This is a genomic window from Ruegeria sp. CDSA034, from assembly GCF_059612275.1.
The window spans coordinates 318,357-340,384 of the sequence record NZ_JBXWQH010000002.1 but is presented as its reverse complement, the minus strand read 5'-3'; the positions used below and the strand labels follow the sequence as shown (position 1 = coordinate 340,384).

The following is a 22,028-nucleotide window of genomic DNA, read 5'->3' as shown; positions in this document are numbered from 1 at the left end:
TTACGAGGATACCTGTTCACGAAGGACCGACGCGGTAAGCGAGATCAACAGGTAGATACCAGCAAACAACAGAAAAGCCAAAATCGTATTTTCGAACTTGCGCGGATAGGTGGGTTCCTGACTTGGCACCGGCCTTACGGACACCGTCAGATAGCGCACTTTGCGGTTTGCTTCGGTCCGCGTGGTTTCCATTTGCTGCATGGCTGTCTGCAGCATCATGTCCCTGGCAACAAGATCGGCTTGTGCCATCTGAATTCGTAAACTGAGCCGGGCAAGCGAGTTTTCGCCTGCAGACACATCCAGCATTTCCGAGTTGAGTTCTTCCAACACAGCCTCAAGCCGCGCAATGTCCGCGCGGGCACCATCCACCTTGGCCTGGTTCGGACGACGGTTGTCCAGCAATGCGGCCAGCTGCAGCTCTTTTTCTTGAATCTGTGTTTCCAGCGCGTCGATGCGGCCGCGCAAGCTGACGATGACGTTTTGCGGGTCCAGCAGCGCGCCTTGAATCTGAAGTTCGATCAGATCTTCCTGCGCCCTCCTGCGCTCCTTCTGTGCCATTTCAAAACCATCCAGCGCGTCGCGCATCTGGTCCTCGCGCTTGAGTTCCGTAAGCCCGTTTATGGTTTCTTCGGCGTAGGACAGAAGACGGTCAGAGATGGCCACCGAAATCTGCGGATCAGGTGCCGCAACTTCCATTCGGATAATGCCATCGCTCGGGTCGTATCCGATGGTGATCATGCGCCGGAAAAGCTTGTAGGCTTCTTCCAGCGTGGCGTCCGGCGAAAGCCGTTGAATAGGGTCGATCCAGTCTTGCTGGAAAATCTCTGCGAAGCCCATGTCACGTTCAAGCCTCAGCAGCGCATCCTTGGACTCAAGAAATTCCTGAGTAGCGACAGAATCCTGTGCGGTGGCGAATTGTGTGCCCGCCAAAAGCCCGCCAAAAGCTGCACCGCCCCCGTCCGCCTGCAGGATCGAAAAGGCCGAGTCGCTGGCATACATGGGCGTCGCCACACGGTAGAAATAGAACCCGACAATAAAGGTGGGCAGGAAGACGAAAACCGTCAGGCGGGCAAACAGGGCAAGCAGTTTGCGACGGCGACGGCGGGCGATGTCTTTTTGTATCTCGCCAATTTCAAGCTCGCGTCGTTGCGCAGGAGACATCTCGGGCCCGGGCAGGGTCTTTCCACCTTCACTGACCGTTTGCGGCAAATGAATCGTGACTTTGTCCTTGGCTTGATCCTCGGTCTGTGCCGTTTCACCGGCCATCCCCAGCAAATTGGCGCGATGAAACGGATCGATGCCCTTTTGGCGTAGCAAACGCACCGCATCATAGTCCGAGGTCGCCTCTAGGCCGTTCTTTTGCGCCAATCTGCGTGCCAACCGCAATTGGCGCCCGGTCAGTCCCTCGCGTTTGATGGCGTCAATCTCGGTATTGGACTCCGAGTCATTGGCCGCAGTGGGTGGCTGGGTCGCGTTGCGAATGCGTGAAATGGCATCAGCGCGGTCTTCTTCCGTTCCCGCGTTGCGGCGTTTGCGGCGCCAGTTGTAGATGCTAGCCTTGGGTTTGGTAGTCATATAGCTGCTTTGCCTCTTCCAAGGTGTCGAACATATAAAGCTGACCATCCATCAAAACGGCAGCCTCTTGCGCAAATTTCTCCAGCACGGCGGGGCTGTGCGACACGATCACCATTGTAGTCGTGCGTAGTTTTTCCCGAAGGATGTCGCCGGCCTTCCTGTTGAATTCCACATCCGTCGACGCCGGCATCCCTTCGTCAATCAGGTACATGTCGAAATCCAGGGCCAACATCAACGCAAACGTAAAGCGCGCTTTCATACCGCTGGAGTAAGTGGCCAAAGGTTGGTTAAAATACTCCCCCAATCCGCATAGCCATTTGCAGTAGGCTTCGACGTAATCGGGGTCCATCCCGTAGATGTTGGCGACGTAGCGCGCGTTTTCCAGGGCGGACAGTTTGTTTGCGACACCTCCGGTGAAACCCATAGGAAAAGACACTCGGCAGGACTTTCGAATCACGCCTTCATCGGGCTTTTCCAGGCCGGCCATCATATTGATCAAGGTGGTCTTGCCGGTTCCGTTAGGTGCAAGAATGCCAATCGAACGGCCCAACTGAACCCGAAACGAGACACTGTCCAGGATCACCTTGCGGCGTGTCCCGGTCCAGAAGGACTTACTGACATTTTCAAACTCAAGCATTGAGGGCCTGCTGCTTGCACCATTTTAAAAGTACCGGATGTGCCGGTAATCGGGTTGTTATCCTACGTTTTATGTGGGCCATATTATGTCGAGTTTTAGTGGCAATGATCAATGCACCGGCACGTGTGCTGTTGGTAATGTGACTTTTCCATCGGTTGGACCCACGCATTGCGTTGACTATCTTTAAGGGTGACCGTCAACCAATTTGATGCAGGAAACCTTGCCATCTGATGAATTCGCTACAGAAAGAAATCTCGGCCTGCCGTATTTGCGCGGAAAGATTTGCTGCGACAGAGACCGCGCATCAGCCGCGCCCAGTGGTCTGGTTTCAGCCCGGGACGCCAGTTTTGATTGCCGGTCAGGCCCCTGGCGCACGGGTGCATGAGTCGGGCCGACCGTTCACCGATCCGTCCGGAGATCGTTTGCGGGACTGGCTTGGGGTGGATGAAGCTGTGTTCTACGATCGGTCACAGGTTTCGATCGTGCCGATGGCTTTTTGTTTTCCGGGGTATGATACGCGCAAGGCGGATTTGCCGCCGCCCCCCGTCTGCGGGCAGACCTGGCACAACAAAGTCATGCAAACCCTGGGGGAAATACCCCTGACTATTTTGGTGGGTGGGCACGCTCATAAATACCACCTGAATGCGCGCAGTTCGGTGACGGAAACGGTTCGCAACTGGCGGGACCATGCGCCGCGCGTCTTTGCCTTGCCTCATCCCTCGTGGCGGAATACGGCATGGATGAAGAAAAACCCGTGGTTCCAGACCGACCTTCTGCCGGTTCTGCGTGCACGGGTGCAAGAGGTTCTGAATGACTGAAACCACGGCTCTGGACACTACCTACGCCGCAATGACTGCCGCCCCAAACGATGATGCAGTGCGATTGCGGTTCTTCGAACGGCTTGCCGACAGCGAGCTGTTTCTGATGCTGACAGAAGAGGCGAAGGGCGAAAACATCTCACCCGAGTTGTTCGACGTCGCCGATGGGCGCTTTGTGCTGGCCTTTGACCGAGAGGACCGGTTGGCGCGATTTGCCGAACGTCCTGTCCCTTATGTGGCGCTTTCGGGCCGGGTGTTATCCTCCATGCTCGCGGGGCAGGGGATTGGGCTGGGCCTCAACCTCGAAGTTGCGCCGTCCTCTATGCTGATCCCGTCCGAGGCGCTGGGCTGGCTGGCGGAAACTCTGCAGCATGAGCCAGAGGAGGTTCAGCAACGGTTGGCAGAGTTCTTGCCCCCTGTGGGCCTGCCCGACGATCTGTTGACCGCGCTAGACGCAAAACTTGCCACCGCAGTTGGGCTGGCGGAAGCTGCATATTTGGTGGGAACGAAGTCCGAAGGCGGCGGTTCCGGTCACCTGCTTGGGTTCATTGGTGCGGTAGAAGGGGCAGAGCCCGCACTGGCCAAGGCCGCGTCCGAGGCGTTGACGTTTTCCGGGATTGAGGCCGGGGCAATGGATGTCGGGTTCTTCGGTGCACACGATCAGGCTGCTGCCTCATTGGCGCGGATCGGTTTGCGGTTCGATCTGCCACAGCCAGAGGCGCGTGTTGTCGCGCAGACGACACCTGGCAGCAACCCGGATAAACCGCCTATTCTGAAGTAGGAAAAAAGCCCCGCGCACGACTGATCTGCGGGGCTTTTTGTGATTATTCCGCAGCTGCTTCCAGTTTGTCCTGGGTGCGGGTTTCGAAATCGCTGGCCTCGTGACGTTCGTGCAGCTGGGTATGTGGCTCACCGAACGGGCGGTTGACCATGCGGCCCCGCTGAACGGCAGGGCGTGCGTCGATCGCCTTGGCCCAACGCATGACGTTCTTGTAGGATTCCACGTCTAGGAACTCGGCGGCGCTGTAAAGTCGGCCCAGAACCAGCTGGCCATACCAGGGCCAGATCGCCATGTCCGCGATGGTGTAATCCTCGCCTGCGATATACGTCTTGTCGACCAGTTCGCGATCCAGAACGTCCAGCTGGCGCTTAGTCTCCATCGTAAAGCGGTCAATTGGGTATTCGAACTTTTCCGGCGCATAGGCGTAGAAATGGCCAAACCCACCGCCCAGATAGGGTGCACTGCCCATCTGCCAGAAGACCCAGTTCATGACTTCCGTACGTTCCGGTCCGGACGCGGGCAAAAACACGCCAAACTTTTCGGCCAGATGAAACAGGATCGAAGCGCTTTCGAACACGCGTGTCGGCTTGTCGCCCGAGCGATCCCAAAGAGCGGGGATTTTAGAATTTGGGTTGGCCCCGACAAAGCCCGAGCTGAACTGATCGCCTTCGCCGATATTGACCAGCCAGGCGTTGTATTCGGCACCTTCGTGACCCAGCGCCAGCAGTTCCTCCAGCATCACGGTCACTTTCACGCCGTTCGGCGTGGCCAGTGAATAGAGCTGCAGGGGGTGCCGTCCAATCGGCAGATCCTTGTCGTGGGTGGCGCCAGCGATTGGGCGATTGATGTTGGCAAATTGGCCGCCATTCTGGCTGTCCCATGTCCAGACCTTTGGGGGCGTATAGGTCGGTTGCTCGCTCATTTCTTGCCTTTCTTCGCAAAGTGCAGGTGAATTGTCCGTCCAACACAACAGCTAATGTTGCAAAGCACCAAGTCCAACCCCCCAGAGCACAGCGTTTTTGTAACAATTCTCACCCGACATCTCACGAATTCTCATTCAACGTCACAGCGACGCGAGGGGGACTTCGCAAGCAGTCTGAATCACCTATTGTATGTTCAGACCCGCAAGTTCGGGCAAATCAACAACCCCGAGGACAAAAGGACTTACCACCATGAAACGTTTTGCCCTGACTGTAGCTGCGGCTCTGACCCTTGCCGCTCCGGCCTTTGCTGGTGACCAGTATATTGACGGCACCGGGTTCGCCGTGTCCGGCTACGATGTCGTCGCATACCGTGGTCTAGATCAGGTTGCGGTTGGTCAATCTCAGCCCGCGCCTGTACGCGGCCGTGCAGACATCACCGCAGAATACAATGGTGCCACCTGGGCATTTTCGTCTGAAGAGAACCGCGACAAATTTCAGGAGAACCCAGCCTTCTACGCGCCGCAATATGACGGACATTGCGCATACGGTGTTTCGAAGGGCGGCAAAGTCCCTGCGAACCCGAACCTTTGGCGCATCGTCGATGACAAGCTTTATTTGAACATCACCGATGTCGTTGTCGGTTTCTGGGAAGAAGACGTGCCCGGCAATATCAACCTCGCCGAAGGCAACTGGCCGGGGATCGAACCCGATGCCGCATCCTCCAGCGTGATCCCGAAATTCACGTCGGAAGGCCCGATTTCAAACTAAGTGGCCACTCACCAAGCCAAAGCCCGGCGCATTTAAGCCGGGCTTTTTCGTCAATGCGCAAACGAGAATTCGTCCCGCATCTGCTGATCGGCATCGAACCGAATGCGAACGCTTTTGGCCCCAGGGAACGTACGCGCAGTAATCGCTTCGGGCACAACAACCTCGCCACCGCCAGAGTCGTTGGACTGGAAATTCAGCACCTCGGTTTCCGTCTGGCGTGAGCTCGCCAAAACCGACGTGGGCAATGCCACGCGGTTTGCACCTTCATAGACCGGCGTTGAGACAAAGAATGTCAAATGGCGGCCAAAGAACCCGACCGCATCGGGCACATGGTCCGACTTGCACATCAGCTCGGAATCCGGTGTTTCAACCTCGTCTGATCGGTCCGGCAACGCGTTGTTCAACAGGGCGCGGCATGCGTTGATATCGGCGGTTTCCAGTGTCAGAATACGACGGCGCAGTTTCGGGCGCCGCGGTTTTCCCGATCCAACACCCTTACCCGCCAGCCCTTCTTTACGCAAAAAATCATATGCATCCTTGGCGCGGGTAAATCCGGAGCTATCGCCCTTGGCTTGGTCTGGATGACCATGGAACGCAATGTCCCGCCAGGCGCTTCTGATGTCGTCCGAACTGGCGTTTTGATCCAACCCCAGAGCATGCAGTGCTTCTGTGCGGGCTCTGATCTTCTCAACAGTTTCCATAACCCAATTTACTCATTACAAAACAAAAAAACGTCACTCCTTCAGTTTGAGCAGGACGTTGAATTTGTCAAATTTCACGCAAAATTGAAGTGCTTACGGGAACAATTGCGGCGCGTCGCGGCAATTGTTCTTAGTTTCTTTCCCCGCAGTGGGATACTGTCTTTCGGGCCGACCTGATTAGGCCACGTTTTGCAGATCAGCCTTCGGCGTTATGCCAAGGGCAAAACACACATCACGCGTCAATTCCGGCCGGTTCAGCGTGTAGAAATGCAGCTTGTCCACGCCCCCGTCGATCAGGTCCGAGCACAGCTCGCTACACAATGCTGTAGCCAGCAAATCCTCACGATCGTCGCGCACGGCCTTTTCAAACGCCTGTTCGACCCATTGGGGAATGCGCGTGCCGCATCGTTTGGCAAAAATGCGTGCACCCTTCCAGTTCTCGATCGGAAGGATGCCGGGCACGATGGGCTTGTCGATGCCGGCTTTTTCACAGGCGTCCCGGAACCGGAAAAACGTCTCGGCCTCAAAAAAGAACTGGGTCAGGGCCTCATCTGCGCCCGCATCCAGTTTGGCTTTGAGCCAATCAATATCGGTGCGGGCGTTTTGTGCCTCGGGGTGAATGTCGGGGTAGGCGCCGACCCGAATGTTGAACATCTCGGTCTCAGCCAGGGCCGAGATCAGTTCCACCGAATTTGCAAAACCTTCGGGGTGTGGTTCAAAACGATCCTGACCGCTTGGCGGATCACCGCGCAGGGCAACGATATCCTGAACGCCCGCGCGCGCGAAAGTATCCGCGATTTCCAGCGTTTCCTGCCGCGAGGCATCAACACATGTCAAATGGGCGGCAACAGGCAGCCCCGAGGATTTGTGCAGGGTCGCCACCGCATCACGGGTCAGTTCCCGCGTTGTGCCACCCGCACCATAGGTGACCGAGACAAAGCGCGGCTCTAAAGGGGCCAGAGTCTGGACCGTGTCCCAAAGACGAAACGAGGCTTCGAGCGTCTTGGGCGGAAAGAACTCGAATGAAATTTCTGGCTTGGTCATCTCGGCCTCATTTGGTTGGTGCAGAGTCCTTGTGCCAGTTCGGGCAATGTGAGACAAACTCATATTATTCAAGAACAACATGAGTATCGCTGTAATGCACATCGAATTCCGCCACCTGCGTACGATCAAGGCGATCCATGAATGTGGTGGTTTGGCCCGTGCGGCGGATCAATTGAACATCACCCAATCGGCTCTGAGCCACCAAATCAAAGGGTTAGAGGATCAGGCGGGGGTTGAATTGTTCCTACGCCGGTCCAAACCGATGAAGCTGTCTGCGGCCGGGCTGCGCCTGTTGCGTCTGGCCGAACAGATATTGCCGCAAATCCAAGCCGCACAACAGGAATTCTCGTCGCTTCGGGATGGACGCACGGGGCGGATGCATATCGCGATCGAATGTCACGCGTGTTTCGAATGGCTGTTTCCAGTTCTTGAATCTTTCCGGAAATCATGGGGTGATGTGGACGTTGATATCCGCCCAGGTTTGGCATTCGACGCCCTGCCAGCACTGCAAAAAGAAGAGGTGGATCTGGTTGTCTCGTCCGACCCCGAGGACCTGCCGGGCATCGAGTTCATTGAACTGTTTGACTATGATGCCGTCTTTGTCGCTGCATCATCCCACCCGTTGGCGCAGAAAGAGTTCATCGAGGCCGAGGATTTCCGTGGGCAAACCCTGATTACCTATCCGGTGGAGCGCACCCGGCTGGATGTGTTCAGCCAGTTGCTGATACCCGCGCGGGTCGAGCCGGCCGCAATCCGGCAGGTCGAATTGACTGCAGTGATCCTTTTGCTCGTCGCGTCGAACCGCGGTGTTTCGGTGCTGCCTGACTGGGTTGTGCGCGAAGTGAAGTACAATTCGGACTACGTCACTCGCCCCCTGACCAAGGACGGCATCACCCGCAGGCTTTACGCGGCAGTGCGCAGCGAGGACCTAGAAAAACCTTTCGTGCAAGAGCTGATTCAGCTGGCCGAAACCGAGGCGCGCAAGCTGCAAGAGCAATAGGCAAAAAACGCGGGTCTGCTATGCGCATCATTCCTCTTGGCAAGGGCGCTTTGCATCAGTATACGCGCGGTTTGACCGGACAGGAGCCTTTGGACAATGGTTGGCAGTGCAAACCTCAACATCATGATCAAAGCCGCGCGTAAGGCGGGGCGTTCTTTGGTCAAGGATTTCCGTGAAGTCGAGAACCTTCAGGTTTCGATGAAAGGCGCAGGCGACTTTGTGTCCAAAGCTGACATTGCTGCCGAGGCGATCCTGAAAGAGGAGCTGCTGGGCGCGCGTCCGACCTATGGCTGGCTGGCTGAAGAAGGTGGTGTGATCGAGGGCGAAGACCCGACCCGCCGCTGGATCGTTGATCCGCTGGATGGTACTACGAACTTCCTGCACGGTCTGCCGCACTGGGCAATCTCGATCGCGTTGGAACACAAGGGCAAGATCGTGGCTGGCGTAATCTATGACGCCGCCAAGGATGAGATGTTCTTTGCCGAAAAAGGCGAGGGCGCTTGGATGAACGACATGCGTATCCGCGTCTCGGGCCGTCATCGGATGATCGAGTCGATTTTCTCGACCGGCCTGCCTTTTGGTGGCCGTTCGGACCTGCCTGCGACCCTGCAGGATCTGGCGCGTCTGATGCCTGCTTGTGCCGGTGTGCGCCGTTGGGGTGCCGCCGCGCTGGACATGGCCTATGTCGCAGCGGGACGTTACGAAGGCTTTTGGGAACGTCGGCTGAATGCATGGGATGTGGCCGCTGGGATCATCATCGTCCAGGAAGCGGGCGGATTTGTTCAGGCGCTAAACCCTGAAGGCAACGTTTTGGAAGACGGTGAAGTGATCTGTTCGAACGAGCCGATTTTCGACCAGTTTTCCAAGGTGATCCGAGGCTAATCAGCCACATAGCAATTCCGTAAGCGCGCCCCGATTGAGGCGCGCTTTTTTTGTTTTCAGAGGGTCGCGCGTTGCGCCAGACCTGCTTCGTCCGCCAGCCGCGCGGCGACGGATGCAACAGCGAGGTCCTGCAGACCCACGCCAGTTCCGTCGAACAAGGTGATCTCGTCAGCACTGCTCCGCCCGGGATGATCACCGTTGATGACCGCACCAATTGGGGTGATCTTTGTTTCGGTCAAAGTGCCGCTTCCTATGGCGTGCTGCGCCTCGCCAATCGTCGCGGATTGGGCGACCTCGTCGGTGAAAACGGTGACCGAGGCGACCAGCGCCGGATCGACCTCCATCTTGCCTTTCGTGTCTGTGCCCATGCAGGCCAGATGCGTGCCGGGTTTGATCCAGTCTTTCATCAATAGCGGCTCGAATGCCGAGGTGATTGTGATGATGACGTCCGCCTGTGCCCCTAAGTCCTGCTGGCTGACAGCCTCAAACTCCAGACCGATTTCTTCGGCGACAGCCGCCAAACGGGGCAGCATGTCGGGGTGCGGATTCCAGGCGACAACTTTTTCAAAGTCCCGCTGTTCAGCGGCGGCGCGTAGCTGGAAGGCCGACTGATGTCCGGCGCCAACCATGCCCAGCACTTTGGCGTCTTTTCGGGCAAGATGTGCGATGGAAACCGCTGATGAAGCTGCTGTTCGCACGGCCGTTAGGTAGTTGCCACCCACCAATGCCGAAAGCCGCCCCGTGTCGGGATCGAACAGAAACACCGTGGATTGGTGATTGGTCAATCCTTGTTCGGCATTGCCCGGCCAATAGCCGCCAGATTTCACGCCCAACACCTGCCCATCCCGATCGAAGCCGGATTTGAAACCATACAGCGCATCAGCATAACCCAGCGCCTCGCGAACAACCGGAAAGTTCCGTGCTCCACCGCTGGCCATCGCACCAAACACGGATTGCACCGCATCAAAGGCCTGTTGGCGGCCCACCAGCTGTTCGCACAGGTCTTCGCCCACAATCAGCAGGCCATCTTGCGTGGTCATAGCATCCCTCATCAATAAGCCTTTCCGCGGGCCGACACGGGCCACAGAGCCTCGACCTTGCCGTCGCGCACGCCGACATACCAATCGTGGACGTTGCAGGTGGGATCACAATGTCCGGGCACAAGCCGCAGCTTGTCGTTCACCTTCAAAACGCCGTCGGGGTCGCCGATGACACCGTGTTCGTCCGAACATTTGAGGTATTCCACATCGTCGCGCCCAAAGATGAAGGGCAGGCCGCTATCGACCGATTGCGCCTTGAGGCCGGCGTCGCAGATGGCCTTGTCAGTCTTGGCATGGCTCATAACACTGGTCAGAATGAACAGCGCGTTTTCCCATTCGCCCTGATCGATCCGTTTGCCGTTCTCGTCCAGAATGCGCCCATAATCCGCATCCATGAAAGCATACGATCCGCACTGCAACTCGTTGTAAACGCCTGAATTGCTCTCGAAGTAGTATGATCCTGTTCCACCGCCCGAAACCAGCTCGCAGTCGATGCCTTCGGTTTTCAAACCGTCAACCGCGTCTTTGACCATGGCGATGGCTGTATCCAGCTTCTCTTTGCGCGCCTCATAGGTGTCGAGGTGCTGCATCGCGCCCTGATAGGCCTGAATGCCGGTAAATTTCAGGTTGGGCGCTGCGTTGACTGCCTTTGCGATATCGACAACGGCTTGGGTCGTGGTCACGCCGCACCGACCTGCACCGCAGTCAATTTCGACAAAGACTTCAAGTTCCGTGCCGTGATCGACAGCGGCTTTGGACAGGTCGGCGACATTGTCGATGTCGTCCACGCACACAATAGTGCGCGCGCCCAATTTGGGCAGTTGCGCCAATCGGTCGATCTTGGCCGGGTCGCGGACCTGGTTCGACACGAGGACATCCTTGATGCCGCCCCGCGCGAATACCTCAGCCTCAGATACCTTTTGACAGCAGACGCCAACCGCACCGCCGAGCTGTTCTTGTAGCTTGGCGACGTCGACGGATTTGTGCATCTTGCCGTGTACGCGGTGGCGCATACCATGAGCCTTGGCATAATCGCCCATCTTCTTGATGTTCCGCTCCAGCGCATCAAGGTCCAGGATCAGGCAAGGGGTCTGGATTTCGCTTTCATCCATGCCGATTGCAGCGGGGATGTCGAACCCGACTTCCAGTTCTTTGATGTTCACAGGTTTGTTCATGTCGTTCCTCCTTACCCTTTCAGCCAGGGCAGTTTGTCCAGATCCACGTTGCCGCCGGTGATGATCACACCGACGCGCTTGCCGCGGAAAACGTCCGGGTTCTTGAGTATGGTTGCCAGAGGCACGGCCGATGACGGCTCCATCACGACGCGCAGGTATTTCCACGTCAGCTTCATCGCTTCGATGATCTCGTCGTCAGAGGCGGTGAAAATGTCGGTCACATTTCGGGACACGAAGTGCCACGTGTTCTCTTTCAGCGGCACGAGTAGCCCGTCGGCGATGGTTTTTGGCGCATCATCGGCGATGATGTGGCCTGCTTTGAAGGATCGGTATGCGTCGTCCGCCTGTTCTGGCTCGGCGGCATAGATCGCGGTGTCGGGTGCCAGGTTCGAAACAGTCAGGCACGTGCCCGAGACCATGCCCCCGCCTCCGATTGGGGCGATGACCGCATCCACTCCGTCTGTCTGTTCCAACATTTCGGCCGAGCAAGTGGCCTGACCCGCAATGACGCGCGGGTCGTTATAGGGGTGCACGAACTCTCCGCCCGTTCTGGCCTGCACTTCGGCAAAGGTCGCCTCGCGGGATGAGGTTGACGGCTCGCACTCCGTGATCGTCCCGCCATAGCGGCGCACGGCGTCCTTCTTGGCTTGCGGCGCAGTGCGCGGCATCACCACGTTGCAGGGAATACCCCGCCTTCCGGCGGCATAAGACAGGGACAAAGCGTGGTTGCCACTGGAGTGTGTGCAAACGCCCTTGGTCGCCATATCATCACTCAGGCCGAAAACCGCGTTGCTCGCACCGCGTACTTTGAACGCGCCGGCTTCTTGGAAGTTCTCGCATTTAAAGAACAGCTGCGCTCCGGTCAGGTCGTTCAAATAGTCCGACACCATGATCGGCGTGCGTCGGATGAAGGGTTTGATTCGTTCATGCGCAGCGCGCATATCGTCGATCGTCAGATCCGCTGCGGGGATGTGATCCAGCATTGCCATCCTCCTCAGGCTGCGGCCTGGGCGCGGTCAGATGGGCCGGTGCGATAATAATCCTGCGCCGCCGCGACCCCGCTGCCCAAAGTGATCGGATAGTTCAGATCGGCCATCGCCATCTCGATTGTGCTGAGGCCGGACAGAACCATCACATCCGTCAGACTGCCCAGATGGCCGATGCGGAACGCCTTACCATTCAGTTGACCCAGTCCAATACCAAAGGACACGCCATAAGCGTTGAACGCGTGGTCAGTGAGTGTGTTGCTATCATACCCGTCTGGCACGTAGATCGCGCTGACAGTGTCAGAATACAGATCGGGCGATTGCGCGACCAGTTTCAGCCCCCATGCGTCAACGGCGCGGCGCACACCTTCGGCCAGTCGGAAATGCCGGGCATAAACGTTCTCAAGCCCTTCTTCGAACAGCATCTTGAGGCTTTCGCGCATGCCGTAGATCAGTTGCAGCGGCGGAGTATAGGGAAACCCGCCCGATGCGTTGGCCGCCATCATATCGTCGAAGTCAAAGAAGGTACGCGGCAGCTTGGCGCTTTTCATCGCGTCCTGTGCCTTGGTGCTGACGCACAGAATTGCCATGCCGGTCGCCAGCATGAACCCCTTTTGCGACCCCGATACGGCGATATCTACACCCCAAGCGTCAAAGTCGAACGGCATCGAAGCCAGAGAGCTGACGCAGTCGACGAAGAGCATCGCGGGATGACTTTCCGAATCCATCGCCTGCCGAACCGCTGCGATGTCGGAACGCACCCCGGTGGCTGTTTCGTTGTGGGTCACCAGAACAGCGCGGATTTCATGCGCGGTGTCATCGGCCAACGCGGCCTGAAACTGATCAGCGGGTGCGCCGGTGCCCCAAGGGCATTCGACAATCTGAACGTCCAGCCCGTGCCGCTCGCACAGGTCGATCCAGCGATGGCTGAACACGCCATAGCGCGCAACCAGAACCTTGTCGCCGGGGCTGAGTGTGTTGGTAACGGCTGCTTCCCACCCACCGGTGCCACTGGATGGAAAGGTCACGATCTGACCGGTCGTGGTAGCGAATACCTTTTTTGTGTCCTTAAGGACAGGTGCAAAGGTTTCGACAAAATCCGGCGCGCGGTGATCCTGCGTTTGGACCTGCATGGCAAGACGCAACCGGTCTGGGATGTTGGTTGGGCCGGGTATGAAAACCGGGTTTTGGTTGGACATCTGTTATTCCTCCGCTTTGGGTGTAAGTGTCCGGGAAAACCTCACGACGTGCAATTTTCTTGAAAAGTATTTTCATTTTTGCGATTAAATATTTAACGCGCTGTATTTATGCTGTTTTTCGTTTTTCATTTTTTGACCTCAAAAATGAACGGTTCAGAAATATTCTGGCGTAGAGCAAGGGAGTAGGGTGATGGACAATCAGAAAAGACCGCGCGGCAGGCCCAAATCCCTGTTCAAGGCAAGTTCGGCCGGGACTATGCAATCGCTGGATCGGGCACTGGGTGTTCTGACAACGGTGGCCCGTCTGGAACGCGCAGCGCTCAGCGATCTGGCACGCGAGATCGATGTGCCGACGGCCACGACGCACCGCATTCTGGTGACCTTGCAGAAACACGGCTTTGTGGCCTTTGACGACGAACGTCAGGAATGGATGATCGGGATCGAGGCATATCGGACCGGCGCCTCGTTCCTGCGCCGCAACAGTGTGCTTGAAATCGGGCGCCCAATCCTGAGACGCCTTATGCAGGAGAGCGGTGAGACCGCCAACCTGGCGGTTCCGGATGGGTCCGAGGTGGTCTTTGTCGGGCAGGTCGAAACTCCGAACCCCATTCGCGCCTTTTTCCCGCCCGGGGCAAGAACGCCGATGTATGCCTCGGGCACCGGCAAGGCGATCCTTGCCGCGATGACCGAAACGGGGTTGGCCAAAACGCTAGAGGCAATTGATCCGGTGGAATTCACCGCGAACACGCAGATACCGGGCGACGGACTTCAACAGGATCTTTCCAAGACCCGTGCACGCGGCTGGTCGCATGACCGAGAAGAAAGATATCAGGGCATGTCCTGTATCGGCTCGGCGATTTTCAATGACCGGGGGGAGCCATGTGCAGGGATCTCGGTATCGGGTCCGACCGCTCGGTTTGGCGCGGATCGAGCGCATGCGCTGGGTGAATTGGTTCTGGCCGCAGCGCGGGAAATCACCCATCTTAGCGGCGGCCAGACCCCGAAAACCTGAAGCCCTGCTACCTGCGGGGTACGCGGGGAATACGCGACTGAGTTAGCTTGTACTTGTGTTCAGGATGCGGCGGATGGCCGTGGGTGCGGCCCCAAAAATCAGTGCCGCCGCGCCGCAGCCAGATTGGGATGCACAAGATCAGACCCACGAAAAACCCACCCGTATGCGCCCAATAGGCCACCCCGCCTTCGTCCGGGTTGCTGGCCAGACTGCCAAAGAACTGCATAGCCAACCAAACCCCCAGCATGACAAAGGCAGGTATTGTGAATATGCGGAAATAGACAATGAGGATCAGCAGGATATCCACGCGGGCCTTGGGGAACAGCAGCAAGTAACCACCCATGACACCCGCAATCGCACCGGATGCGCCAATGGTCGGCACGACCGAGCCCGGCGCTGTGAAAACATGGATCAGACCCGCCCCGATTCCGGCTGCAATATAGAACAGCAGAAAGGGCAGGTGGCCCATTTCATCTTCGAGGTTGTCGCCGAAAATCCACAGGAACAGCATGTTTCCGGCCAGATGCATCCAACCTCCGTGCAGGAACATCGAGGTCACCAGCGTCTCAAAAGCAAAACCGTCCGTGATCCGCGCCGGGATAATCGCATAGTCGTAGTACAGCTGATTGATCAGCCGGACATCGTTCATGATACCCACATAGCTGAGGAATATCAGGATATTGGCCGCCATCAGCAGATAGACGACATAGGGTGTTCGCCCCGAAGGGTTATGGTCGCGGATTGGAAACATGAGGCGACGCTGGGCTTTTCCCGGCCCAGCGTCAAGGCATGCTTACGCCGCACCCCCAAGCAATGCGGCATTGCCGCCCGCGGCTGTTGTATCAACGCACAGGTGGCGCTCGGCCAGAACTCGTGCGCGGTCCGGAAGGCCGGGGATCAGCGGCAGGATCGGACCGTCCCGGCGGGCGAGGTGACGTTCGATCTCACGCGCTGTGTCGTCATCGCCCCACCAAAGAACGCCCGATATCTCGGTCACGTTCTCCAACCGATGCAAGTCTAACGAACCGGTCGCCTGAATGGCCGTACCACCCAGCGCCTGAACGGCGTCGGTCTGTACACGTGCGGCCTCGGCTCCGGGACCCAGGCACAGCAATGGCGCGCGTGGGAATTCGCTCAACCGGTTGGATTCGCCCGTCGGGCCGGGCAGGGATTGGGTCTGCACCGACGCGGGCGTACCCTGAACATCGGGAAGCTCGCTCATTGGGTGGTCCCATTGTTCGTCGGACTGCTGCCGGTCCGGGGCGCAGAACCGCGTCATGTAATTCGGCCCACCCGCCTTGGGGCCTGTGCCCGAAAGCCCCTCACCGCCAAATGGCTGAGATCCTACGATGGCGCCGATTTGGTTGCGGTTGACGTAGATATTGCCCGCATGCACCGCTTCGGTGATGTGTTGCACCCGGTCGTCAATACGTGTGTGCAAACCAAATGTCAGTCCGTACCCGGTTGCGTTAATGTCGGCGATGATCTGATCAATCTCAGATGCCTTGAAGCGAACGACATGCAGGACAGGGCCAAAAATTTCGTGCTGCAAGGCGGAAATGCCGGGTATCTCGATAAGCGTCGGGGCGATGAACGTCCCTTCGGGCGGTATGGGCGTGTCCTTTAAAACGCAGCCTGCGGCGCGGGCATTGGCAACGTGATCTGCAATGCCCTGGCGCGCGGTCTCGTCAATAACCGGTCCGCAATCGGTTGAGATCAACCAAGGATCTCCGACCTGGAGAGCCTGCATTGCACCGGTTAGCATTGTCAGCAAATCGTCGGCGATATCTTCCTGGACATAGAGACACCGCAAGGCGGAGCATCGCTGTCCGGCAGATTGAAACGCGCTTTCGATGATAGACTGAACGGCCTGTTCAGGAAGGGCGGTACTGTCCACGATCATCGCGTTCAACCCGCCGGTCTCGGCGATCAGAGGCGTGCCGGGGCGCAGGTTGTCAGCCATGGCTGCGCGTATTTTCAACGCGGTCGCCGTCGATCCGGTAAACGCCACGCCGGATACGCGCGGGTCAGAAGTCAACGCCGCGCCAACGGACGGGTCGCCGGGCAATAATTGCAGCACATCGCGGGGAACGCCGGCCTCGTGCAGCATTTGAACGGCCCGATGTGAGATCAGTGGCGTTTGCGGTGCGGGCTTGGCCAGAACTGCGTTGCCTGTGGCCAAGGCCGCTGAAATCTGGCCTGTGAAGATAGCGAGCGGGAAGTTCCAAGGGCTAATGCAGGTGAAAACGCCTGCCGGTTCCGCATCGGGAATGTTCGCAGCGTAGTAGCGCAGGAAATCGACCGCCTCACGTAGTTCGGCAACGGCATCGGGCAGGGACTTACCTGCCTCGCGCGCGAGCAAGGCGAAAAGCTCGCCAAAATGAGCCTCATATAGATCGGCAGCAGTATTCAAGATACGCGACCGTTCTGCTGGTGGTGCCTGCCACGGTGCCGCGGAATTCAGGGCAAGCTCGACATCCTCGGCGCTGGCAGGGGCGATTGCTCCGGGGCGATCCTGTGGTTGGGCCGGATTGGTGACCGGTTGGTCCTGTTCCGGGCTTGCATCGCCGGACAGCAGCGGCTGGGCATACCAATGGTGCGCTCGGAAAGCATCCCGCGCGGCGTCGATCTTGTCCAATGTCGGGGTGTGGTGAAGGTCGAAACCCTTCGAATTGACGCGTTCCGGTTGGAACAGGTCCGGCCCGGTTGGCAGCGGTCGTACCTGATCCACAATGGTCAGGAACGGATCAGCGGCGACCTCTTCCGGTGGAACGTTCTCGTCTACAATTTGGTTTACGAATGATGAGTTTGCACCGTTCTCCAGCAGACGCCGCACCAGATAGGCCAGCAGGTCCCGATGCGCCCCGACCGGCGCATAGATCCGGCAACGTGTGTTGTTTTGGTCTTTGACAAGCTGGTGCAGGGTTTCGCCCATTCCATGCAGGCGCTGGAACTCGAATGGCTGGTCATCGGCCATGTGAAGGATCGCACTGACCGTATGGGCGTTGTGGGTGGCAAATTGCGGGTAAATTCGATCGGTCATACCCAGCAGCTTGCGCGCATTCGAGATGTAAGAAATGTCCGTGGCCGCCTTGCGGGTGAACACGGGAAAGCCATCGATGCCTTCAACCTGAGCTCGTTTGACCTCGGTATCCCAGTAGGCCCCTTTGACCAAACGAACCATCAGCTTTCGATCGTGACGCCCAGCCATGTCATACAGTGTGTCCAGCACGATCCCGGCACGCGGGCCATAAGCCTGAACGACGATACCCAGGCCGTCCCAACCATCCAGGGCCGGTTCGGCCATCACCGCCTCGATCACCTGCAAAGACAAGGACAGGCGATCTGCTTCTTCAGCGTCCACATTTAAGCCCATACCTGCCGCCTTGGCCAAAAGGGCCAACGCCCGCAACCGGGGCACCAGTTCTTCCATGACTTCTGCTTCTTGCGCCAACTCATAGCGTGGATGGAGCGCCGACAGCTTGACGGAAATCCCCGGATTGGCCCGGATATCGTCGTGAATGCAGGCTTCGGCGATTGCAGCAATCGCCCGTGAGTAGGACAGGTGATAGCGGGCGGCATCGGCTTCGGTTCGCGCGGCTTCGCCCAGCATGTCATAGGAATAGGTGTAGCCTTTTGCCTCCATACCGCTGGCGCGGTCCAAGGCGGATTGGATGGTCTCGCCTAAGACAAACTGGCGACCCATTTCCTTCATCGCGCGCCCGACGGCCGTTCGGATTACGGGTTCGCCCAGCCGTTTGATCGCACCGCGCAAGACACCGACCGGAGAGGTCTTGTCTTCATCCAGCACCTTGCCTGTCAGCATCAGGGCCCATGTGGACGCATTGACCAGAGACGATGAGGATTGACCCAGATGCTTGCCCCAATCCGACGGGGCGATCTTGTCCTCGATCAGCGCGTCGATGGTGTCGGCATCGGGTACGCGCAGCAGCGCCTCGGCCAGACACATCAACGCGATGCCTTCGTCGGTGGACAGGCCGTATTCGGCCAGGAACACTTCCATCATACCGGGTGAGGTGCTGGACCTGATATCAAGCACCAATTGCGCCGCAGCCGCGCAGATCGCGGCGCGGTCGGCTTCGCTCAGATCAGCATTTGCGATCAACGCGTCAAGAATTCTCGACGGATCGGCATAGGTTTCGGCATCAATGCGGGCGCGCAGGCTGTGTGACATGTGTCCTCCGGTCTTTTGAGTAATATAGTGTCGATTTTTCGGGACGATTGCCTTAATTTTGTCTCTGGTCGGGCGATCAGCCTGTTTTTTGAGGTTTGGGCGATGCAAAAAGACTTTCCGGGGCTGGATCGGTTTGACAAATCAATTCTGGCGATTCTGGCCGAGGACGGCCGGATCCCCATCGCCGATCTCGCGCGGCGTATCGGGCTTTCGAAATCCCCAACTCAAGCACGTGTGAAGAGACTTGAGGCTGATGGCATCATTACCGGATATCGTGCCTTGCTGGACCCCATTCGCCTTGGTTTGGACCACGTAGCCTTTGTCGAAGTCCGATTGACTGACACGCGCGAGAGAGCTTTAGCCGATTTCAACGCGGCCGTTCGTAAAGTGCCTGAGATCGAACAAGCCCATATGATTGCGTCGAATTTTGACTATCTTCTGAAAATTCGCACCGGGTCTATGTCGGAATACCGCGCGGTTCTGGCCGAAAAGATCTCATCATTGCCGCATGTCGCCAGCACCTCAACCTTTGTCGCGATGGAGGCTGTGAAAGAGACCGGGATGTCTGGGGCCTTGGATGCGATGGGTTGACGAACACGTTGCACGCGTCACCATTGGCGCATGAAACGCTTTGCTTACGCCTCAATTTTCTATGCTGCGACCGTTTTTGCGGCCAATGCGCAAGACTGCCCTGCCGCGCCAGACCATTCCGCAGATGTATCGGCGGTTCTGGAACAAATACAGAGCGCTGAAACCGAACAGTCCGCTCGTGCACTGTCCGGTCATTTATGGGAGTTATGGACCGATGCCCCGGACGAAAGTGCTCAGGCCGTTCTGGACCGTGGCATGACACGTCGAAATGCGTGGGACTTGCTGGGCGCGATTGAAGATTTTGACAAGCTTGTCGCGTACTGCCCGTCCTACGCCGAAGGGTACAACCAACGCGCATTCGCCCACTACCTGCGTCAGGATTTTCAATCCGCGCTGCCTGACTTGGACAAGGCAATCGAGCTGTCTCCCAACCACGTCGCCGCGATCAGTGGCCGTGCGCTGACCCTGATGGGACTAAAGCGCATGGACGAGGCGCGAGAAGCGTTGTCTCAGGCGTTGGAGCTGAACCCGTGGCTTTCAGAGCGCCATCTCATGGCACCGGGTGGGCCACTTGCCATACCGGGTGAGGACATTTGAAACAAAACGCCCCCGAAACCGCAAGGTCGGGGGCGTATAGGTTTTGTGGGGATTAGCCGACCAGACCGTTATCGGTACGTTTGATTGCTATAACCGACGACCGTGGCGTGCCGCCGTCCGGCCAATTGCTGCCGGGGTGCTGAATGCCGACAAACATGGTGCGCAGATCGCTGGACCAGGCGAGACCGGTAACCTCACAGCCGTTCGGGCCGGTCATGAAGCGCGCGATCTCGCCGGTGATCGGGTCACCAACCAGCATCTGGTTGTTGCCGTTGCCTGCGAAGTCTCCTTCATTGTCGTCATCGCCGTCCGTCTGGATCCAGATCAACCCGGTCGAGTCTATCACCATGCCATCGGGCGAGTTGAACAGGTTCCCTTCATTCACGTTTGCCGAGCCGGCGCGATCGTCCGAGTGAACCGTCGGATTGCCCGCCATCACGTACAGGTCCCAATCGAACCCTTCGGCGGCGTGGTCGTCATTTGCGGGGCGCCAGCGCACGATCTGACCGTACTTGTTGGCCTCGCGCGGGTTGGGGGCGTTGACCGAGGTGTCATCTCCACCGGCGTTAGCCTTCACGCCGCGGTTCTTGTTGTTGGTCAGACAGCAATACGCTTCTACCGCAACAGGGCTGGATGCGACCCATTCAGGGCGGTCCATGGTCGTGCCGCCGGCCTTGGACGCGGCCATACGGGTAAAGATTGCGATATCGGCTTCGTCCATCCCGGTGGTTTCCGGTGTCAGAGCCAGCCATTCGCCCTTCATGTCGTCGTTGAACTTGGCGACGTAGAGCGTGCCGTCGTTCAGCAGGCCCTCGGTTTCACCTCCCGGTTGGTAGGTGCCATTCGACACAAACTTGTACAGGTACTCGCCCCGCTCATCGTCGCCCATGTAGACAACAACACGACCATCTGCGGCCAGAGTGACCTCGGCATTCTCGTGCTTGAAGCGGCCCAGCCCGGTGTGCTTGACCGGCGTGCTGTCGGGCTTGGTCGGGTCGATTTCGACGATCCAGCCCGCGCGGTGCGGTTCGTTCGGGTTTTTCGACGTGTCGAAACGCGGATCGAACAGTTCATAGCCGTTCCAGCTTTCGGCTTTGACGCCATAGCGTTTGAAGCCATCTGCAACCTTTTGGTCGTAAGTGGCGTTTTCATCACTGGACCCGAAGTAGCCGTTAAAGTTCTCTTCGCAGGTCAGGTAGGTACCCCACGGAGTTTTACCCGCACCACAGTTGTTCATCGTACCTAGCGACGTAGTTCCGGTCGGATCAGCTTCAGTTTTCAGCAGGTCGTGACCAGCGGCCGGGCCAACGATCTTCATCGGCGTGTTATGGTGGATACGACGGTTGAAAGGGCTGTCCTTGACGACCGACCAGCCATCGGGGCCTTCGGTGATTTCCATCACGGTGACACCCTGAATGTTCTGCAACTTCAGAACATCGTCGGCGTTGGCCGGAACACCTTCCTGCGCGGCGGGCAGGTTGATCTTGCGGTTCGGGTATTCGTGGTTGATCGCGATCAACTCGTGACCCTGGAATGAAAATGTCTCCATCCCGTCGGTGTTTTCACCGAAGATGCGGTCCGATTTTTCAACTGGGCCACCATCGGTGATGTCATAGCCGTCGGCATCGGAAAACAGCGGGTCGCCCCAGCGCGTCATAACCTTCCACTCATAGCCTTCAGGTACGTGAACAGTGCCGTCAGTCTGTGCGGCAATCGGAGTAAAGGCAAAGCGCGAGGCCGTAACAGCGTGTGCTGCAGTTGAGCCCAGCAGGCCCGTGCCCATTGCGCCGGCACCCGAGCCAAAGGCCACTACGCCAGCCAGAAACCCACGGCGCGAGATGGCGTTTTCGACGACGCGATCAAAATCGTTTTCCTCAGGGCGGGGAAAATGCAGCTCGTCCCAATCGTCGGCGGACAGGGTGGTGGTATCAACGTCTTTCATGAATGGCTCCTGGCTGTCTTAGAGTAGTCGATGAAAGGCATGTAGGGCGACTTTGTGACATGTTCTTAACAACATTATTAATGGCTTCATTTGGCCCTCAAGAAAAAGCAATCGGCTGGCGAAAGCATACCAAAGCTTTCTGCCAGCCGCGCTTGTTATCTT

General features: G+C 57.8%; 20 protein-coding genes. 8 read left to right on the top strand and 12 right to left on the bottom strand.

Annotation, left to right across the window (positions count from 1 at the left end; genetic code table 11):
* Entirely contained in the window at nt 1-1,575 is a 1,575-nt protein-coding gene (locus AC2FLJ_RS05595; protein WP_282168937.1) for a KpsE/RkpR family capsule polysaccharide export protein, read from the bottom strand.
* Nucleotides 1,553-2,212 (bottom strand): ABC transporter ATP-binding protein, encoded by a 660-nt coding sequence (locus AC2FLJ_RS05590; RefSeq protein ID WP_282119017.1) that lies wholly within the window; start codon nt 2,210-2,212, stop codon nt 1,553-1,555. Before AC2FLJ_RS05590 ends, AC2FLJ_RS05595 begins: the two co-directional genes overlap by 23 nt.
* Nucleotides 2,213-2,442: 230 nt before the next feature.
* Here AC2FLJ_RS05590 and AC2FLJ_RS05585 point away from each other — a divergent pair, with 230 nt between their 5' ends.
* Nucleotides 2,443-3,030, top strand: a complete 588-nt coding sequence (locus tag AC2FLJ_RS05585; protein WP_496704757.1) for a uracil-DNA glycosylase family protein — start codon at nt 2,443-2,445, stop codon at nt 3,028-3,030.
* Nucleotides 3,023-3,811 (top strand): SseB family protein, encoded by a 789-nt coding sequence (locus AC2FLJ_RS05580; RefSeq protein WP_496704755.1) that lies wholly within the window; start codon nt 3,023-3,025, stop codon nt 3,809-3,811. The genes AC2FLJ_RS05585 and AC2FLJ_RS05580 overlap by 8 nt, the downstream gene beginning before the upstream one ends.
* A 43-nt stretch (nt 3,812-3,854) precedes the next feature.
* Here AC2FLJ_RS05580 and yghU read toward each other — a convergent pair whose 3' ends face one another.
* Entirely contained in the window at nt 3,855-4,733 is an 879-nt protein-coding gene (gene yghU / locus AC2FLJ_RS05575; RefSeq protein WP_496696106.1) for a glutathione-dependent disulfide-bond oxidoreductase, read from the bottom strand.
* A gap of 250 nt (nt 4,734-4,983) precedes the next feature.
* Between yghU and AC2FLJ_RS05570 the strand changes: the two genes are divergently transcribed.
* Nucleotides 4,984-5,502 (top strand): YHS domain-containing (seleno)protein, encoded by a 519-nt coding sequence (locus AC2FLJ_RS05570; RefSeq protein ID WP_282119021.1) that lies wholly within the window; start codon nt 4,984-4,986, stop codon nt 5,500-5,502.
* 50 nt (nt 5,503-5,552) lie between these two features.
* Here AC2FLJ_RS05570 and AC2FLJ_RS05565 read toward each other — a convergent pair whose 3' ends face one another.
* Both AC2FLJ_RS05565 and metF read right to left on the bottom strand, forming a co-directional pair.
* A complete protein-coding gene (locus tag AC2FLJ_RS05565) occupies nt 5,553-6,203 on the bottom strand; it encodes a J domain-containing protein (protein WP_472723168.1) in 651 nt (216 codons plus the stop codon).
* Between the two features lie 177 nt (nt 6,204-6,380).
* Nucleotides 6,381-7,247, bottom strand: a complete 867-nt coding sequence (metF, locus tag AC2FLJ_RS05560) for a methylenetetrahydrofolate reductase [NAD(P)H] (RefSeq protein WP_496704753.1) — start codon at nt 7,245-7,247, stop codon at nt 6,381-6,383.
* A 94-nt stretch (nt 7,248-7,341) separates the two neighbouring features.
* On the opposite strand from metF, the gene AC2FLJ_RS05555 reads away from it, so the two are divergent.
* Nucleotides 7,342-8,247, top strand: a complete 906-nt coding sequence (locus AC2FLJ_RS05555) for a LysR family transcriptional regulator (RefSeq protein ID WP_496696515.1) — start codon at nt 7,342-7,344, stop codon at nt 8,245-8,247.
* Between the two features lie 96 nt (nt 8,248-8,343).
* On the top strand, nt 8,344-9,129 hold the full coding sequence (locus AC2FLJ_RS05550) for an inositol monophosphatase family protein (protein ID WP_282119024.1): 786 nt from the start codon (nt 8,344-8,346) through the stop codon (nt 9,127-9,129).
* Nucleotides 9,130-9,185: 56 nt separating this feature from the next.
* On the opposite strand, the gene bhcD is transcribed toward AC2FLJ_RS05550, so the two are convergent.
* The 4 genes from bhcD to bhcA are packed head-to-tail and all read right to left on the bottom strand — an operon-like array spanning nt 9,186 to nt 13,529.
* Complete coding sequence (gene bhcD / locus AC2FLJ_RS05545) at nt 9,186-10,169, bottom strand: iminosuccinate reductase BhcD (protein ID WP_496696102.1); 984 nt, start codon at nt 10,167-10,169, stop codon at nt 9,186-9,188.
* A gap of 11 nt (nt 10,170-10,180) precedes the next feature.
* The gene (gene bhcC / locus AC2FLJ_RS05540) at nt 10,181-11,344 is read right to left on the bottom strand and encodes a 3-hydroxy-D-aspartate aldolase BhcC (protein WP_496704750.1); all 1,164 of its coding nucleotides are present in this window, start codon (nt 11,342-11,344) and stop codon (nt 10,181-10,183) included.
* An 11-nt stretch (nt 11,345-11,355) separates the two neighbouring features.
* Nucleotides 11,356-12,327, bottom strand: a complete 972-nt coding sequence (gene bhcB / locus AC2FLJ_RS05535; protein ID WP_108859333.1) for a beta-hydroxyaspartate dehydratase BhcB — start codon at nt 12,325-12,327, stop codon at nt 11,356-11,358.
* 11 nt (nt 12,328-12,338) lie between these two features.
* Nucleotides 12,339-13,529: an L-aspartate--glyoxylate aminotransferase BhcA gene (bhcA, locus tag AC2FLJ_RS05530; RefSeq protein ID WP_496704748.1), complete on the bottom strand. Its 1,191-nt coding sequence runs from the start codon at nt 13,527-13,529 to the stop codon at nt 12,339-12,341.
* A 190-nt stretch (nt 13,530-13,719) separates the two neighbouring features.
* Between bhcA and AC2FLJ_RS05525 the strand changes: the two genes are divergently transcribed.
* On the top strand, nt 13,720-14,541 hold the full coding sequence (locus tag AC2FLJ_RS05525) for an IclR family transcriptional regulator (protein WP_496704746.1): 822 nt from the start codon (nt 13,720-13,722) through the stop codon (nt 14,539-14,541).
* A gap of 7 nt (nt 14,542-14,548) precedes the next feature.
* Here AC2FLJ_RS05525 and AC2FLJ_RS05520 read toward each other — a convergent pair whose 3' ends face one another.
* Complete coding sequence (locus AC2FLJ_RS05520) at nt 14,549-15,292, bottom strand: rhomboid family intramembrane serine protease (protein WP_496704744.1); 744 nt, start codon at nt 15,290-15,292, stop codon at nt 14,549-14,551.
* 42 nt (nt 15,293-15,334) lie between these two features.
* Nucleotides 15,335-18,736, bottom strand: a complete 3,402-nt coding sequence (gene putA, locus AC2FLJ_RS05515; RefSeq protein WP_496704742.1) for a bifunctional proline dehydrogenase/L-glutamate gamma-semialdehyde dehydrogenase PutA — start codon at nt 18,734-18,736, stop codon at nt 15,335-15,337.
* A 102-nt stretch (nt 18,737-18,838) separates the two neighbouring features.
* On the opposite strand from putA, the gene AC2FLJ_RS05510 reads away from it, so the two are divergent.
* Both AC2FLJ_RS05510 and AC2FLJ_RS05505 read left to right on the top strand, forming a co-directional pair.
* Complete coding sequence (locus AC2FLJ_RS05510; RefSeq protein ID WP_282169094.1) at nt 18,839-19,327, top strand: Lrp/AsnC family transcriptional regulator; 489 nt, start codon at nt 18,839-18,841, stop codon at nt 19,325-19,327.
* Nucleotides 19,328-19,357: 30 nt separating this feature from the next.
* A complete protein-coding gene (locus AC2FLJ_RS05505; protein WP_282119032.1) occupies nt 19,358-19,924 on the top strand; it encodes a tetratricopeptide repeat protein in 567 nt (188 codons plus the stop codon).
* Between the two features lie 52 nt (nt 19,925-19,976).
* Here the strand turns inward: AC2FLJ_RS05505 and AC2FLJ_RS05500 are convergent, their stop codons facing one another.
* Nucleotides 19,977-21,866: a PhoX family protein gene (locus tag AC2FLJ_RS05500; RefSeq protein WP_496704740.1), complete on the bottom strand. Its 1,890-nt coding sequence runs from the start codon at nt 21,864-21,866 to the stop codon at nt 19,977-19,979.
* Between the last annotated feature and the right edge of the window lie 162 nt (nt 21,867-22,028).

Bases quoted from the DNA above. Each gene is read 5' to 3' on its own strand.
- AC2FLJ_RS05595 (WP_282168937.1), bottom strand. From the start codon at position 1,575: ATGACTACCAAACCCAAGGCTAGCATCTACAACTGGCGCCGCAAACGC.
- AC2FLJ_RS05590 (WP_282119017.1), bottom strand. From the start codon at position 2,212: ATGCTTGAGTTTGAAAATGTCAGTAAGTCCTTCTGGACCGGGACACGC.
- AC2FLJ_RS05585 (WP_496704757.1), top strand. From the start codon at position 2,443: ATGAATTCGCTACAGAAAGAAATCTCGGCCTGCCGTATTTGCGCGGAA.
- AC2FLJ_RS05580 (WP_496704755.1), top strand. From the start codon at position 3,023: ATGACTGAAACCACGGCTCTGGACACTACCTACGCCGCAATGACTGCC.
- yghU (WP_496696106.1), bottom strand. From the start codon at position 4,733: ATGAGCGAGCAACCGACCTATACGCCCCCAAAGGTCTGGACATGGGAC.
- AC2FLJ_RS05570 (WP_282119021.1), top strand. From the start codon at position 4,984: ATGAAACGTTTTGCCCTGACTGTAGCTGCGGCTCTGACCCTTGCCGCT.
- AC2FLJ_RS05565 (WP_472723168.1), bottom strand. From the start codon at position 6,203: ATGGAAACTGTTGAGAAGATCAGAGCCCGCACAGAAGCACTGCATGCT.
- metF (WP_496704753.1), bottom strand. From the start codon at position 7,247: ATGACCAAGCCAGAAATTTCATTCGAGTTCTTTCCGCCCAAGACGCTC.
- AC2FLJ_RS05555 (WP_496696515.1), top strand. From the start codon at position 7,342: ATGCACATCGAATTCCGCCACCTGCGTACGATCAAGGCGATCCATGAA.
- AC2FLJ_RS05550 (WP_282119024.1), top strand. From the start codon at position 8,344: ATGGTTGGCAGTGCAAACCTCAACATCATGATCAAAGCCGCGCGTAAG.
- bhcD (WP_496696102.1), bottom strand. From the start codon at position 10,169: ATGACCACGCAAGATGGCCTGCTGATTGTGGGCGAAGACCTGTGCGAA.
- bhcC (WP_496704750.1), bottom strand. From the start codon at position 11,344: ATGAACAAACCTGTGAACATCAAAGAACTGGAAGTCGGGTTCGACATC.
- bhcB (WP_108859333.1), bottom strand. From the start codon at position 12,327: ATGCTGGATCACATCCCCGCAGCGGATCTGACGATCGACGATATGCGC.
- bhcA (WP_496704748.1), bottom strand. From the start codon at position 13,529: ATGTCCAACCAAAACCCGGTTTTCATACCCGGCCCAACCAACATCCCA.
- AC2FLJ_RS05525 (WP_496704746.1), top strand. From the start codon at position 13,720: ATGGACAATCAGAAAAGACCGCGCGGCAGGCCCAAATCCCTGTTCAAG.
- AC2FLJ_RS05520 (WP_496704744.1), bottom strand. From the start codon at position 15,292: ATGTTTCCAATCCGCGACCATAACCCTTCGGGGCGAACACCCTATGTC.
- putA (WP_496704742.1), bottom strand. From the start codon at position 18,736: ATGTCACACAGCCTGCGCGCCCGCATTGATGCCGAAACCTATGCCGAT.
- AC2FLJ_RS05510 (WP_282169094.1), top strand. From the start codon at position 18,839: ATGCAAAAAGACTTTCCGGGGCTGGATCGGTTTGACAAATCAATTCTG.
- AC2FLJ_RS05505 (WP_282119032.1), top strand. From the start codon at position 19,358: ATGAAACGCTTTGCTTACGCCTCAATTTTCTATGCTGCGACCGTTTTT.
- AC2FLJ_RS05500 (WP_496704740.1), bottom strand. From the start codon at position 21,866: ATGAAAGACGTTGATACCACCACCCTGTCCGCCGACGATTGGGACGAG.